This is a genomic window from Streptomyces sp. NPDC004435 (genome assembly GCF_042873895.1).
Classification (GTDB): Bacteria; Actinomycetota; Actinomycetes; order Streptomycetales; family Streptomycetaceae; genus Streptomyces.
Map to the genome: position 1 here is coordinate 11738 of NZ_JBIAMB010000022.1, position 14008 is coordinate 25745.

Here is a 14008-nt window from a genome sequence, read left to right on the forward strand (position 1 = left end):
ACTTGACCGGTCTGACCGTCTTGACCTGCGGTGGTTCGGCCGGATTCGATACGAAGAAGCGTATGGTCACTCTGTGTATCACGGAGGGTGACTCCGGGCAATGATTGTCGTTGTTGCACTCTTGGGGCCGCGTCGTCCACGCGCCGTCCCCAGGAGGGGGCGCCCCGCCTAGACTGGCGTCCGGGGCGTACTGCCAGGGACCGAGGGGTGGTTGACGGTGCGTAGGGCGGGCAAGGCGTGGCTGCTGGCCGGCGGGGCCTTCGGGCTCTGTGCCGGGTTCCTGGCCCTGCTGCTGGTCGGTACGTACGCGGCGGCGGCCGGGTTCCTCGGCGGCGCGGGTACGGCGGCGACCGGCACGGTGGCGCTCGCCAAGGGCGCGGTGCCGACCATGTACCAGGGGCTCGTGCAGCGCTGGGGCAACCTCTGCCCGGCCATCAACCCCGCGCTCCTCGCCGCGCAGCTCTACCAGGAGAGCGGCTGGAACCCGCGGGCGGTGTCGCCGGCGGACGCGCGGGGCATCGCGCAGTTCATCCCCGGGACCTGGGCGAGCCACGGCATCGACGGCGACGGCGACGGCGACAAGGACATCTGGGACCCGCAGGACGCGATCCCCTCGGCCGCCTCGTACGACTGCGCGCTGGCCGGCTACGTGAAGAAGGTGCCGGGCGATCCGGCGAGCAACATGCTGGCCGCGTACAACGCGGGCGCCTACGCCGTCATCAAGTACCGGGGCGTTCCGCCGTACAACGAGACGCGGAACTACGTACGGATCATCCGGTCCCTGGAGAAGAGCTTCGCCCGCCCGCAGGGCCGGGTGGCGCCCTCGCAGCAGGCGGCCGGCGCGATCCACTTCGCCCAGGGCAAGCTGGGCACCCCGTACCTGTGGGGCGGGACGGGAACGGCGGCGCAGGGCGGGCGGTTCGACTGCTCGGGCCTGACGCAGGCGGCGTACCGCGAGGTGGGGATCGAGCTGCCGCGGGTGGCGAACGACCAGTACAACGCGGGTCCGCACCCGCGCCGCGACGAGCTGCTCCCCGGTGACCTGGTCTTCTTCTCCGACGACCTGACGAACTCGCGGGCGATCCGTCACGTCGGCATCTACGTGGGCGGCGGCTACATGATCGACGCGCCGCGGACGGGTGCGGTGATCCGCTTCACCCGGATCGACACGCCCGACTACTTCGGGGCGACCCGGGTCACCAAGGACGGCGCCGCCGCGCTGCCCACCCGTCCTCCCGGTGCCCGGGCGTGAACTGACGGACCGCCTGTCCGGAACTCTCCGTCAGGCGTAGGCCCTGAGCTGCGGGGGAGCGTCACTCTTAGGTAACGTCATCATGATCCACGGGCGGGGACGGAACGCGTGCCTCAGCGGGTTCGTTCCTCCACCGAAGACTCCGACCACGTCTGACCACGGGGGTTGGCAACCAGACACGAGAGCAAGGGGCCGCGGCAGATGGCTGAACTCGCATCGGACGGTTCGAGTCCCGATGTCGGCCTGCTGTACGACATCAACGGGCTGGCGAAGGACGCTCCCCCGTGGTTCGACCGGGTCATGGAGTTCACCGGCGAGTACGGGATCATGCTGGCGATGGTCCTCGTCGTGCTCTGGTGCTGGTGGAGCGTCCGCCGGCGCGACACCCTCGCGGACTCCGTCTCCGCCGTCGCCGGCATCGTCTGGGCCCCGCTCGCGGCCGGCGTCGCGCTCCTCGTCAACATCCCCATCCGCGGCTTCGTCGAGCGGCCCCGCCCCTTCGAGGACCACGACGGCCTGGAGGTCCTGGTCGACGGGAAGACCGACTACTCCTTCGTCAGCGACCACGCCACCATGGCGATGGCGATCGCCGTCGCCCTCTTCGTCGCCCACCGCCGCTTCGGTATCGCCGCGATCGGCCTCGCCCTCGCCGAGGGCTTCGCCCGCGTCTACATGGGGGTCCACTACCCCACCGACGTCATCGGCGGCTTCGCCCTCGGCACCGCCGTCGCCCTGCTCCTCGCGCCGCTGACCCTGGCGCTGCTCACCCCGCTGGTCTCCGCCGTCGCACGGTCGCGCCGCGGCGCCTGGCTGGTCCGCTCCCGCCGGGCCGACACCCCCACCGCCGCCCGGACCGAGACCTTCGGGATCCCCGAACCCCGCCTCGGCGGAGCCGCCGAGGACGGCCAGGACGGCAAGGGCCTCGCGGCCTAGTCCGACAGGCCCTAGGGGCGTACTCCCTCGTGGCGCGCGGTGTCCGCGTGTTCGGCGGCGTCGGTGCGGGCGCGGTCCCGGGAGCGGCGGGCCGGGCCGGACCAGCCGCAGCTGCAGCGGGCCAGGGCGAAGGAGCCCCGCTCCTGCGTCGTCGTGTGATGCGGACCGGTCGCGGGCTGCTCATGCACGCCCCCACCGTACTGCGCGTGACGGCTCGCCCGTGCCGTCGTTATCCGCATCGGGAATCCAGGTCTTTGGGGGTCGACGGGCGATGGTGGTGCAGCGGTACGCGCGTCCGCGCGGGCTCGGCGGCGGGGCGCTCGCCGTCACCGCGTCCCTGGTCGCCGCGGCGGTCACCGGCTGCGCCGCCGGCGAGGAGCCCGAGCCGCTGCCCGACCCCACCGGCGCCGTACTGGGTGCCGCCGACGCCCTGGTCAGGGCCGGCACCTCCAAGGCGTCGACCGCGATGGAGATGGCCGCCGGCGGGACCCGCGTCACCATCCGCGGCGAGGGCGGCTACGACTTCCGCCGCCGCACCGGCCACCTCCAGGTGGTGCTCCCCAAGGACCCGGCCGGCACCAGCGGGCACCGGCCGATCACCGAGCTGCTCACGCCCGGCGCCCTCTACATGAAGAACCGCGGCGCCGGCGTCCCCGCCGACAAGTGGGTACGGGTCGACACCACCGCCCTCGACGACGGCAACCTGGTCACCGGCGGGGCCACCGACCCGGGCGCGGCGGCCGAGCTGCTGCGCGGGGCGCGGGACGTGACCTACGCGGGGGAGACCGAGCTCGCGGGGGTGAGGGTCCGGCACTACCGGGGGGTCGCCGACATCGGCGCGGCCGCGAAGGTCGCCGCCCCGCAGCTGAGGGGCGCGCTCGCCGCGGCGGCGAAAGGGTTCACCACCGACGCCGTGCCCTTCGACGCGTACCTCGACGGCGCCGGCCGGCTGCGGAAGGTCCGCCACCAGTTCAGCTTCAGCAACCAGGGGCGCACGGTCGCCGTCGCGTCGACGACGCTGCTGTACGGCTTCGGGGCGCGGGTCGCGGTCACCCTGCCGGACGGGCGCGACATCTACGCGGGCAAGGTCGAGGTCTGAGGCCCGCCGGACCGGCGCGCGGGTTCGGACCATCGCCAAATGGTCCGTCCGTGTCATGCGCCATCCGTGGCGCGATCCCTACGCTGGGACACCGACTCCGGCAGGAAGAGGTGAATGCGCGTGGCTCCGCCCGGTACCGCAACCGCGACCGCTGACCCCGACCGCGTCGCCCTTGCCGAGATAGAGCTGTGCGGCGAACTGATGATCGCCGCCTCGGCCGCGGACGGGGAACGGCTCAGCGCCGACCTGATCGACGAGGTCCTCCGCGTCGAACCGGCCGGCGGCTAGCCGCCGGCAGCGGTCCGCTCAGGTGCGGAGCATCCGGCCGATGGCCTTGGTGGCCTCCTCGACCTTCGCGTCGAGGTCGCCGCCGTGGGCGGCCGCGTCGGCCACGCAGTGCCGCAGGTGCTCCTCCAGGAGCTGGAGCGCGAAGGACTGCAGCGCCTTCGTCGAGGCCGAGACCTGGGTGAGTATGTCGATGCAGTAGACGTCCTCGTCGACCATCCGCTGGAGACCGCGGATCTGGCCCTCGATCCGCCGCAGCCGCTTGAGGTGCTCGTCCTTCTGCTTGTGGTAGCCGTGCACCCCGTGGGCGTGGTCGGCCGGCTCGACGGATTCGACGGCCTCGGGGGTGACCTGGTCCGCCTCGGTGGTCGTCATCGCGTCCTCCCGTTGTCCAGAAAAGGGGGTGTATACCCCTCGTGGGTATATGGTACCGATCCCCGCCGATAGAGGGCGGGGGCCTCGTGCAGATCACTGTGCCTGATGGGCGACACTGAGAGGACGCCGGTTAGCCGTGGCCGGATGATGCACCTAGCATCAGCCTGACCGAAACCCAGCACCCCGAGGACCTCACGTGCGATTTCGTCTGACCCCCAGGGAGACGAGCTTCTACGACATGTTCGCCGCGTCCGCGGACAACATCGTCACGGGCTCCAAGCTCCTGATGGAACTGCTCGGGGCGGAGCCTTCCGCCCGGGCCGAGATCGCGGAGCGGATGCGGGCAGCGGAGCACGCCGGCGACGACGCCACCCACGCGATCTTCCACCAGCTGAACTCCTCCTTCATCACGCCGTTCGACCGTGAGGACATCTACTCCCTCGCCTCGTCCCTCGACGACATCATGGACTTCATGGAGGAGGCCGTCGACCTGGTCGTCCTCTACAACATCGAGGAACTGCCCAAGGGCGTCGAGCAGCAGATCGAGGTCCTGGCCCGGGCGGCGGAGCTGACCGCCGAGGCGATGCCGAACCTGCGGACGATGGACAACCTCACCGAGTACTGGATCGAGGTCAACCGGCTGGAGAACCAGGCCGACCAGATCCACCGCAAGCTGCTCGCCCACCTCTTCAACGGCAAGTACGACGCCATCGAGGTGCTCAAGCTGAAGCAGGTCGTGGATGTGCTGGAGGAGGCGGCCGACGCCTTCGAGCACGTGGCGAACACGGTGGAGACCATCGCGGTCAAGGAGTCCTGAGGCTTCGTGGACACCTTCGCCCTGATCGTGACCATCGGTGTCGCGCTCGGCTTCACGTATACGAACGGCTTCCACGATTCGGCCAACGCGATCGCCACCTCGGTGTCGACGCGGGCGCTGACGCCGCGCGCCGCGCTCGCGATGGCCGCGGTCATGAACCTCGCCGGTGCCTTCATGGGCAGCGGGGTCGCCAAGACGGTCAGTGAGGGCCTGATCGAGACGCCGCACGGCGACAAGGGGATGGGCATCCTCTTCGCCGCGCTCGTCGGCGCGATCATCTGGAACCTGGTCACCTGGTACTTCGGTCTGCCGTCCTCCTCCTCGCACGCGCTCTTCGGCGGCATGGTGGGCGCGGCGCTCGCCGGCGGCACCGAGGTCATCTGGGGCGGCGTCCTCGACAAGGTCGTCATCCCGATGTTCATCTCGCCGGTCGTCGGCCTCGTCGCCGGTTACCTGGTGATGTGCGCGATCATGTGGATGTTCCGCCGGGCCAACCCGCACAAGGCCAAGCGCGGTTTCCGCATCGCGCAGACGGTCTCGGCGGCGGGCATGGCGCTCGGCCACGGCCTCCAGGACGCGCAGAAGACCATGGGCATCGTGGTGATGGCCCTGGTCATCGCCGATGTGCAGCAGGCCGGCGACGACATCCCGGTCTGGGTGAAGATCGCCTGTGCCGTGATGCTCTCGCTCGGTACGTACGCGGGTGGCTGGCGCATCATGCGGACCCTCGGCCGCAAGATCATCGAGCTGGACCCGCCGCAGGGCTTCGCGGCGGAGACGACCGGCGCGTCGATCATGTTCGGCTCGGCGTTCCTCTTCCACGCGCCGATCTCCACCACCCACGTCATCACCTCCGCGATCATGGGCGTGGGCGCGACGAAGCGGGTGAACGCGGTGCGCTGGGGCGTCGCGAAGAACATCATCCTCGGCTGGTTCATCACGATGCCGGCGGCGGCGATCGTCGCGGCGCTGAGCTTCTACGTGGTGCAGCTGTTCTTCGGCTGAGGTGGCCGCCTCGGTCGCCCTGGCCGAGGCGGTAGGTGGCTGGAAATGGTCGGGCCCGGCTCCCCTCGGGGGAGCCGGGCCCTTCGTCTTGCGGTGGCACCGCCATGCAGCACCGCAGACGAGTCTTATCCGAAGCGGCCCGAGATGTAGTCCTCGGTCGCCTGGACGCTCGGGTTGGAGAAGATGCGCTCGGTGTCGTCCAGCTCGATGAGCTTGCCGGGCTGGCCGACGGCCGCCAGGTTGAAGAAGGCGGTGCGGTCCGAGACGCGGGCGGCCTGCTGCATGTTGTGCGTCACGATGACGATCGTGAAGCGCTCCTTCAGCTCGCCGATCAGGTCCTCGATCGCGAGGGTCGAGATCGGGTCGAGGGCCGAGCAGGGCTCGTCCATGAGCAGGACGTCCGGCTCGACCGCGATGGCGCGGGCGATGCACAGGCGCTGCTGCTGACCGCCGGAGAGGCCGGAGCCCGGCTTGTTGAGGCGGTCCTTGACCTCGTTCCACAGGTTCGCGCCCTTGAGGGAGCGCTCCACGATCTCCGCGAGCTCGGCCTTCTTGTACTTGCCGTTCAGCCGCAGGCCCGCCGCCACGTTGTCGAAGATCGACATGGTGGGGAAGGGGTTGGGGCGCTGGAACACCATGCCGACGGTGCGGCGGACCGCGACCGGGTCGACACCGGAGCCGTACAGGTTCTCGTCGTCCAGCATCACCTTGCCCTCGACGCGGCCGCCGGGGGTGACCTCGTGCATGCGGTTCAGGGTGCGCAGGAAGGTGGACTTGCCGCAGCCGGAGGGGCCGATGAAGGCCGTCACCGAGCGGGGCTCGACGGTCATGGAGATGTCGTCGATCGCCTTGTGGCTGCCGTAGTACGCGGAGAGGCCGCTGACGTCGATTCGCTTGGCCATATCAGTTCACATCCAGTCGCCGCGGTCAGCGGCCGGTCTTCGGGGCCTTCCAGCGGGCGATGCCGCGGGCCACCAGGTTGAGGATCATGACGAAGGCGATCAGGACGAGCGCGGCGGCCCAGGCGCGGGCCACGGCGGCGTCGGTGCCGACCGCGTACTGCTCGTACACGTAGAGCGGCAGCGAGGACTGGGCGCCTTCGAAGGGGTTCGGGTTGATGAGCTTCGTACCGAACACGAGGAGCAGGACGGGGGCCGTCTCACCGGTGATGCGGGCGACCGCGAGCATGACGCCCGTGGTGATGCCGCCGATCGCGGTGGGGAGGACCACCTTCAGGATCGTGCGCCACTTCGGGACACCGAGGGCGAGGCTGGCCTCGCGGAGCTCGTTCGGGACGAGCTTGAGCATCTCCTCGGTGGAGCGGACGACGACCGGCATCATCAGGATGGCGAGGGCCATCGCGCCGGCGAAACCGGAGGGGCCGAAGCCCAGCATCAGGTTCCAGGTGGCGAGGATGAAGAGGCCGGCGACGATCGACGGGATGCCCGTCATGACGTCGACGAAGAAGGTGACGGCCTTGGCGAGCTTCCCCGTGCCGTACTCGACCAGGTAGACCGCGGTGAGCAGACCGATCGGCGCGGCGATGAGGGTCGCGATGCCGACCTGCTCGATGGTGCCGAGGAGGGCGTGGTAGACGCCGCCGCCGGCCTCGGCGTCGAGGACGCCGTTCATCGAGTGGGTGAGGAAGTAGCCGTCGAGGACTTCCATGCCCTTGCTGATCGTCACCCAGGCGAGCGAGAGAAGCGGGACGACGGCGAGGACGAAGCAGACCCAGACGAGGCTGGTGGCGACGCGGTCCTTGGCCTGGCGGGAGCCCTCCACCTTGGTGGTGACGGCGTAGGTGACCAGGACGAAGAGGAGCGCGGAGACCAGGCCCCACTGCACCTTGCTGTGCCAGCCGGCGGCGACGCCGATGCCGACGCCCGCGGCGATGGAGCCGGCCGCGACGGCGAGCGGGGTCCAGCGCGGGAGGCGGGCGTGGGAGAGGGGGCCGCGGGGCTTGGCGACCGCCACGGGGCGATCCTGGACGGCGTGGCTCATGCGTTGGCCCCCGAGTACTCCTTGCGGCGGGCGATGATCATGCGCGCGGCGCCGTTGACCAGCAGGGTGATGACGAAGAGGACGAGGCCGGAGGCGATCAGCGCGTCCCGGCCGAACTCGTTGGCCTCGTTGAACTTCGCGGCGATGTTCTGGGCGAAGGTGCCGCCGCCCGGGTCGAGCAGGTGGCCCGAGAGGACGAAGCTGGGCGAGAGGACGACGGCGACGGCCATCGTCTCGCCGAGCGCGCGGCCGAGGCCCAGCATCGAGGCGGAGATGATGCCGGAGCGGCCGAAGGGCAGGACGGCCATGCGGACGACCTCCCAGCGCGTGGCGCCGAGGGCGAGCGCGGCCTCCTCGTGCATCTTCGGGGCCTGGAGGAAGACCTCGCGGGTCACGTTGGTGATGATCGGGAGGATCATGATCGCCAGCAGGATGCCCACGGTGAACATGTTGCGGGCGACGCCGTCGCTGGACTTGTCGAAGATGTACGTCCAGCCCAGGTACTGGTCGAGCCACTTGTTGAGGCCGTCCAGGTACGGGACCAGGAAGATCGCGCCCCAGAGGCCGTAGATGATGCTGGGCACGGCGGCGAGCAGGTCGACGACGTACGCGAGCGGCTTGGCCAGCTTGCGCGGGGCGTAGTGCGAGATGAAGAGCGCGATGCCGATGGCGACCGGCACGGCGATGAGCATGGCGATGATCGAGGAGACGATCGTGCCGAAGGCGAGGACGGCGATGCCGAAGACCGGCGGGGTGCCGGCCGGGTTCCACTCGAAGGTGGTGAAGAAGTTGGTGCTGTCCTTCGAGATGGCGAGGACCGCGCGGTAGGTCAGGAAGCCCGCGATCGCGGCCATGATGACGAGCAGGGTGATGCCGGAGCCGCGGGAGAGGCCGCTGAAGATGCGGTCCCCGGGGCGGGCCGCGCTCGTGGCGCGCCTGCTCCTGTTCGGGTCTATGGGTGGTGTCGTGGTAACCATCGGTTTCTCCGGTCTGCGGAGCCGTACGGGGTACGGCTCCTGGCGGCGGTGCACCGGATGCCGGGGGCGGCCTCCCCACGGGAGGTGAGGGGCCGCCCCCGGCCGGGGTTCAGGACAGGGTGGGGACGATCGAGCGGACCTTGGCCGCGATCTCGGCCGGGAGCGGGGCGTAGCCGGCGTCGGCGAGGACCTTCTGGCCCTCCTCGCTGACGGTGTAGTTGAGGAAGGCCTTCAGGGTCGGCAGGGTCTCCGCCTTGTTGCCCTTGTCGCAGGCGATCTCGTAGGTGACGAGGATCAGCGGGTAGGCGCCCTCGGCCTTGGTGGCGTAGTCGAGGGAGAGGGCGACGTCGTTGCCGGTGCCCTTGACCTTGGCGGCGGCGATGGCCTTGGAGGCGTTCTCCGAGGTGGCCGCGACCGGGGCGGAGGCGCCGGTGTTCAGGCTGACGGTGGAGATCTTGTTCGCGGTGGCGTACGAGAGCTCGAAGTAGCCGATGGAGCCCTCGGCGTCCTTGACGGCGGTCGCGACGCCGGAGGAGCCGTTGGCGGCCTGGCCGCCCTGGGCGGGCCACGACTTGGTCTTCGGGTCGTGCTTCCAGTCGGCCGGTGCGGCGGTGGAGAGGTACTTGCCCAGGTTCTGGGTGGTGCCGGACTCGTCCGAGCGGTGGAAGGCCTGGATGTTGCTGTCCGGGAGCTTGGCGCCCGGGTTCAGCTTGGCGATCGCCGGGTCGTTCCACTTGGTGATCTTGTTGTCGAAGATCTTGGCGAGGGTGGAGGCGTCCAGGACGAGGTTGTCCACGCCCTCCAGCTTGTAGCCGATGGCGATGGGGCCGCCGACCATGGGCAGGTTGACGCCGGTGCCGCCCTTGCAGATCTTCTTCGACTCGGCGACCTCTTCGTCCTTCAGGGCGGAGTCGGAGCCCGCGAAGGCGACCTGGCCCTGGTTGAACTTGGTGATGCCACCACCGGACCCGATGGCCTGGTAGTTGACCTCGACACCCTCACAGGCGGCCTGGAAGTTCTTCACCCACAGGTCCATCGCGCCCTTCTGCGCGCTGGAGCCCGCGGCGAGCAGCTGGCCCTTGGCGCCGTCGCACTTGATGTTCGACGCCGCGGCCGAGGTCTGCCCGCCGCCGCCCTTGGTGGGCTCGGTGTTGTCGTCGGAGCCACACGCCGACAGGACCAGCGCACCGGAGACGACGAGGGCACCGATCGCGGAGGCGCGAAGCCCGTTCTTGCGCGAAAGCTTCACTTTCGGAGGTTCCTTCCAGAAGCCGCCGTGTTCCGGACCGGGTGTCCGTCGCTTCGAGGGCGGCGCGTGTCGGGTTGTGGGTGCATCGTCAGGCTCCGTGCACCGCGTAAGGCCGAAATTAGGCAGATCAGGTGAAGCGGTCAGCCGTGGAGAGTGAACGCGAGGTGAACCGTGCCGTAAGCCACGGTGCGGCTCGGCACGGGGTGCCGGTCCGGCGCGCCCGCACGGCACGCGACGCCGGGGGCTAGGAGGCGTCGTCCGGCTGTCGTCCCGGGGGCGCCGCCGTCGCCAGGAGGGCGTCGAGCAGCTCGCGGTCGCGTGGCCGGGTCAGGCGGGTACGGGCCGCGGCGGGCGGCAGCCAGAGCAGCCGGTCGATCTCGTGGCCGGGGACGAAGGCGCCGCCGAGGGCGCGGGCCGCCCAGTAGACGACCTCCTTGGGGCGCCCGTCGACCGGGTAGTGGACGGTGGGGAGCCGGGCGCCGAGCTCGCAGTGCTGCCCGGTCTCCTCCAGGACCTCGCGCAGCGCGCACGCCTCCGCGCTCTCGCCGCGCTTGCGCTTGCCCTTGGGGTGGGACCAGTCGTCCCACTTCGGCCGGTGGACGAGGGCGATCTCGATGCCGTGTCCGGACGGCGGCGGGCGCCACAGGACGCAGCCCGCCGCCAGGATCGGCTTCGGATCGGGGGAGGTCATGGGACCGGGACGGCGACCGTGTGCCAGGCGTGCTGGAAGGCGAAGCGGGCGGCTTCGACCTCGTGGCGCTGGTCGGCGTGGAGGACGCCGAGGGCGTACGCGGTGGCCGGGGCGATGCGGGGGGTACGGGCCGCCGCGGAGGCGGCCCCCGCCGCCTCGGCGGCGTCGCGGTGCCGGTCGAGGGCCCGGGCCGCCTCGTACAGGGGCGGGTCCGGTGCGGCGCCGAGGGCCGTCACCTCGGTCGCGTACCGGTGGAGCCGGAGCAGCAGCCGGGTGTGGTGCCAGGGCGCGTCCTGGTTCTCGCCGGCGGCCAGGGCCAGCGCCTCCGCGTTGTACGGGTGCGCGGCGCGGGTCAGCGGCAGGGTGCCGACCGCGTCGAGGAGGCGGCGGCGGGCGACCGACGCGGAGGCGTCGAGGACCTCCGGCGCGGGCGCGGATCCGGCCGGGCCGAGCGGCACCTCGGAGGCGAGGAGGGCGACGGAGTCGGCGAGGGCGTGGAAGCGGGAGGAGCCCAGGGCCTGGAGGGCGGCCGAGTGCGCCCTGGTCCTGGCCAGGGTGAGCTGCCGCTCCAGGAGGGCGCCGGCCCGGGCGGCGCCGACGGTGAGCCCGGCGCTCTCGGAGCCGCGGGCGGCCGGCACCGGTCCCGCGCCGCCGGCCAGCCGGTTCAGCGCGTCCATGAGCCGTACCAGCCGGGAGGTGCACGCCTGCTCCAGGGCGAGGGTGCCGGAGAGCCAGGCCAGCTCGGTGCGGAGCTGGTCGGCCCAGGCCGTGTCGAGCAGCGGCCGGAAGGTGTGCAGGCTGCCGCTGATCCGGCGGGCGGCCGCCCGCAGCGTACCGGCGGCCTCCTCCGCACCGGAGGTGTCCGCGCCGCTCTCGCCGTGCTGCCGCAGGCCGCGGAGGAAGTCCGCGGCCCGGGCGTGCAGGTAGGGGGCCAGGACCTCGCCCGCGGTCACGTCCTGGAGGGAGTGCGCGGACGGGGACTGCGCGGACTGCGTGGGGTCAAGGTTGTGCACGCCGGCGCCTCCGCGCGTCGATGAGCATCTCCTGCACGTGCCGCAGCGGCTTGCCCTCGGGGTCGGTCGCATGGCGCGTCCAGTTCCCGTCCGGGCCGAGGTGCCAGGAGGAGGTGGTGTCGGACATCCCGGTCTCCAGGAGCCGGGTGAGTGCCGCCCGGTGGGCGGGGTCGGAGACCCGGACCAGGGCCTCGATGCGCCGGTCCAGGTTGCGGTGCATCATGTCGGCGCTGCCGAGCCAGACCTCGGGCTCGCCGCCGTTGCCGAAGGCGAAGACCCGCGAGTGCTCCAGGAAGCGGCCCAGGACGGAACGGACCCGGATGTTCTCCGAGAGGCCGGGGACGCCGGGCCGTACCGCGCAGATGCCGCGGACCCAGATGTCGACCGGGACGCCGGCCTGGGAGGCCCGGTAGCAGGCGTCGATGACGGCCTCGTCGACCATCGAGTTGACCTTGATCTTCACGTACGCGGGCCGGCCCGCCCGGTGGTGGGCGATCTCCTTGGTGATCCGGGAGACCAGGCCGTCCCGGAGCGACTTCGGTGCGGTCAGCAGGCGCCGGTAGGTCTCGCGGCGGGAGTAGCCGGAGAGCCGGTTGAAGAGGTCGGAGAGGTCCGCGCCGACCTGAGGGTCGGCGGTGAGCAGGCCGAGGTCCTCGTAGAGCCGGGCCGTCTTCGGGTGGTAGTTGCCGGTGCCCACGTGCGAGTACCGGCGCAGCAGTTCGCCCTCCTGGCGGACCACCAGGGAGAGCTTGCAGTGGGTCTTGAGGCCGACGAGGCCGTACACGACGTGGCAGCCGGCCTCCTCCAGCTTCCGCGCCCACTTGATGTTGGCCTGCTCGTCGAAGCGGGCCTTGATCTCGACGAGGACCAGGACCTGCTTGCCCGACTCGGCGGCGTCGATGAGCGCGTCGACTATGGGGGAGTCGCCGGAGGTCCGGTACAGCGTCTGCTTGATCGCCAGGACGTCCGGGTCGGCCGCCGCCTGCTCCAGGAAGGCCTGGACGGAGGTGGAGAAGGAGTCGTACGGGTGGTGCAGCAGCACGTCCCGCTCGCGCAGCGCCGCGAAGATGTCGGGCGCGGACGCGGACTCGACCTCGGCGAGGTCCCGGTGGGTGCCGGCGACGAACTTGGGGTACTTCAGCTCGGGCCGGTCCTGCGAGGCGACCCCGAAGAGCCCGGTCAGGTCGAGCGGGCCGGGCAGCGGGTAGACCTCGGCGTCGGAGACCTTCAGCTCGCGGACGAGCAGGTCGAGCACGTACGGGTCGATGGACTCCTCGACCTCCAGGCGGACCGGCGGGCCGAAGCGGCGCCGCATGAGCTCCTTCTCCAGGGCCTGGAGCAGGTTCTCGGCGTCGTCCTCCTCGACCTCCAGGTCCTCGTTCCTGGTCACCCGGAACATGTGGTGCGCCAGCACCTCCATGCCGGGGAACAGCTCCTCCAGGTGCGCCGCGATGACGTCCTCCAGCGGCACGTACCGCTGCGGGGACGCCTCCAGGAAGCGGGAGAGCAGCGGCGGCACCTTGACGCGGGCGAAGTGGCGGTGGCCGCTGACCGGGTTCCGCACGACCACGGCGAGGTTGAGGCTGAGTCCGGAGATGTAGGGGAAGGGGTGCGCCGGGTCCACGGCGAGCGGGGTGAGGACGGGGAAGATCTGCTGGCGGAAGAGGGTGAAGAGCCGCGCCTGCTCCTTCTCCGTGAGTTCGGGCCAGCGGATCAGGTGGATGCCCTCGTCGGCCAGGGCGGGGGCGACGTCCTGCTGGTAGCAGGCGGCGTGCCGGGCCATGAGCTCGCGCGAGCGGGTCCAGATGAGGTCGAGGACCTCGCGCGGCTGGAGGCCGGAGGCGGAGCGGGTGGCCACGCCGGTGGCGATGCGGCGCTTGAGGCCGGCGACCCGGACCATGAAGAACTCGTCGAGGTTCGAGGCGAAGATCGCGAGGAAGTTCGCCCGTTCGAGGAGGGGGGTCGTCGGGTCCTCGGCGAGTTCGAGGACGCGCTCGTTGAAGGCGAGCCAGCTGCGCTCGCGGTCGAGGAAGCGGCCGTGCGGCAGCTCGCCGTCGGTGCCGTCGCCGTCCTCGGCGTACGTCTCATACGCGTCGAGGTCGGAGTCGAGGTCGGGCTCCAGGTCGCTCCCGCCTCCGCCGCCGTTCACGGTGCGCGGGCGGTGGGCCGCTATGGAACCCAGGGACGGCTGCGGGGACGCGGTGGCGGAGGTCTGGACCGGGACCTCGGCGGGCTGCTGGCTCATGGACCCATTCTTCCGCGCGAAGGGGTCCTCGGGCGCGTCGGAGCGGGCCGTGGGGGAGGGCAGTCT

At 71.1% G+C, this 14008-nt stretch carries 15 protein-coding genes; 6 read left to right on the top strand and 9 right to left on the bottom strand.

Annotated elements, in window-relative coordinates; translation table 11 throughout:
• The first annotated feature begins 211 nt into the window (after positions 1-211).
• Both ACFYT9_RS31570 and ACFYT9_RS31575 read left to right on the top strand, forming a co-directional pair.
• Complete coding sequence (locus ACFYT9_RS31570) at positions 212-1252, top strand: NlpC/P60 family protein (protein WP_376598880.1); 1041 nt, start codon at positions 212-214, stop codon at positions 1250-1252.
• A 201-nt stretch (positions 1253-1453) separates the two neighbouring features.
• Positions 1454-2185, top strand: coding sequence for a phosphatase PAP2 family protein (locus tag ACFYT9_RS31575; protein ID WP_389169188.1), 732 nt, complete (start codon positions 1454-1456; stop codon positions 2183-2185).
• Positions 2186-2196: 11 nt separating this feature from the next.
• On the opposite strand, the gene ACFYT9_RS31580 is transcribed toward ACFYT9_RS31575, so the two are convergent.
• Positions 2197-2424 carry a hypothetical protein gene (locus tag ACFYT9_RS31580; RefSeq protein WP_387277874.1) on the bottom strand — a complete coding sequence of 76 codons (228 nt, stop codon included), beginning with the start codon at positions 2422-2424 and terminating at the stop codon, positions 2197-2199.
• Positions 2425-2456: 32 nt separating this feature from the next.
• Here ACFYT9_RS31580 and ACFYT9_RS31585 point away from each other — a divergent pair, with 32 nt between their 5' ends.
• Positions 2457-3284 (top strand): hypothetical protein, encoded by an 828-nt coding sequence (locus ACFYT9_RS31585; protein ID WP_387277876.1) that lies wholly within the window; start codon positions 2457-2459, stop codon positions 3282-3284.
• 114 nt (positions 3285-3398) lie between these two features.
• The gene (locus ACFYT9_RS31590; protein WP_389169190.1) at positions 3399-3572 is read left to right on the top strand and encodes a hypothetical protein; all 174 of its coding nucleotides are present in this window, start codon (positions 3399-3401) and stop codon (positions 3570-3572) included.
• Between the two features lie 18 nt (positions 3573-3590).
• Here ACFYT9_RS31590 and ACFYT9_RS31595 read toward each other — a convergent pair whose 3' ends face one another.
• Complete coding sequence (locus ACFYT9_RS31595; protein WP_229883913.1) at positions 3591-3944, bottom strand: metal-sensitive transcriptional regulator; 354 nt, start codon at positions 3942-3944, stop codon at positions 3591-3593.
• Positions 3945-4140: 196 nt separating this feature from the next.
• On the opposite strand from ACFYT9_RS31595, the gene ACFYT9_RS31600 reads away from it, so the two are divergent.
• Both ACFYT9_RS31600 and ACFYT9_RS31605 read left to right on the top strand, forming a co-directional pair.
• Positions 4141-4761, top strand: a complete 621-nt coding sequence (locus ACFYT9_RS31600; protein ID WP_030495503.1) for a DUF47 domain-containing protein — start codon at positions 4141-4143, stop codon at positions 4759-4761.
• A gap of 6 nt (positions 4762-4767) precedes the next feature.
• Positions 4768-5766 (top strand): inorganic phosphate transporter, encoded by a 999-nt coding sequence (locus ACFYT9_RS31605; protein WP_189853120.1) that lies wholly within the window; start codon positions 4768-4770, stop codon positions 5764-5766.
• 125 nt (positions 5767-5891) lie between these two features.
• Here the strand turns inward: ACFYT9_RS31605 and pstB are convergent, their stop codons facing one another.
• From pstB to ACFYT9_RS31640, 7 genes are all read right to left on the bottom strand, one after another.
• On the bottom strand, positions 5892-6668 hold the full coding sequence (gene pstB / locus ACFYT9_RS31610) for a phosphate ABC transporter ATP-binding protein PstB (RefSeq protein WP_376602702.1): 777 nt from the start codon (positions 6666-6668) through the stop codon (positions 5892-5894).
• Positions 6669-6693: 25 nt separating this feature from the next.
• On the bottom strand, positions 6694-7767 hold the full coding sequence (gene pstA, locus ACFYT9_RS31615) for a phosphate ABC transporter permease PstA (protein ID WP_387277881.1): 1074 nt from the start codon (positions 7765-7767) through the stop codon (positions 6694-6696).
• Positions 7764-8744: a phosphate ABC transporter permease subunit PstC gene (pstC, locus tag ACFYT9_RS31620; protein WP_376602700.1), complete on the bottom strand. Its 981-nt coding sequence runs from the start codon at positions 8742-8744 to the stop codon at positions 7764-7766. Before pstC ends, pstA begins: the two co-directional genes overlap by 4 nt.
• A 109-nt stretch (positions 8745-8853) precedes the next feature.
• Entirely contained in the window at positions 8854-9993 is a 1140-nt protein-coding gene (gene pstS, locus ACFYT9_RS31625) for a phosphate ABC transporter substrate-binding protein PstS (protein ID WP_389169193.1), read from the bottom strand.
• Positions 9994-10237: 244 nt separating this feature from the next.
• Complete coding sequence (locus ACFYT9_RS31630) at positions 10238-10684, bottom strand: NUDIX hydrolase (protein ID WP_389169195.1); 447 nt, start codon at positions 10682-10684, stop codon at positions 10238-10240.
• Positions 10681-11697: a CHAD domain-containing protein gene (locus ACFYT9_RS31635; RefSeq protein ID WP_387277887.1), complete on the bottom strand. Its 1017-nt coding sequence runs from the start codon at positions 11695-11697 to the stop codon at positions 10681-10683. Before ACFYT9_RS31635 ends, ACFYT9_RS31630 begins: the two co-directional genes overlap by 4 nt.
• The gene (locus ACFYT9_RS31640) at positions 11684-13942 is read right to left on the bottom strand and encodes an RNA degradosome polyphosphate kinase (RefSeq protein WP_387277889.1); all 2259 of its coding nucleotides are present in this window, start codon (positions 13940-13942) and stop codon (positions 11684-11686) included. Before ACFYT9_RS31640 ends, ACFYT9_RS31635 begins: the two co-directional genes overlap by 14 nt.
• Positions 13943-14008 lie beyond the last annotated feature (66 nt).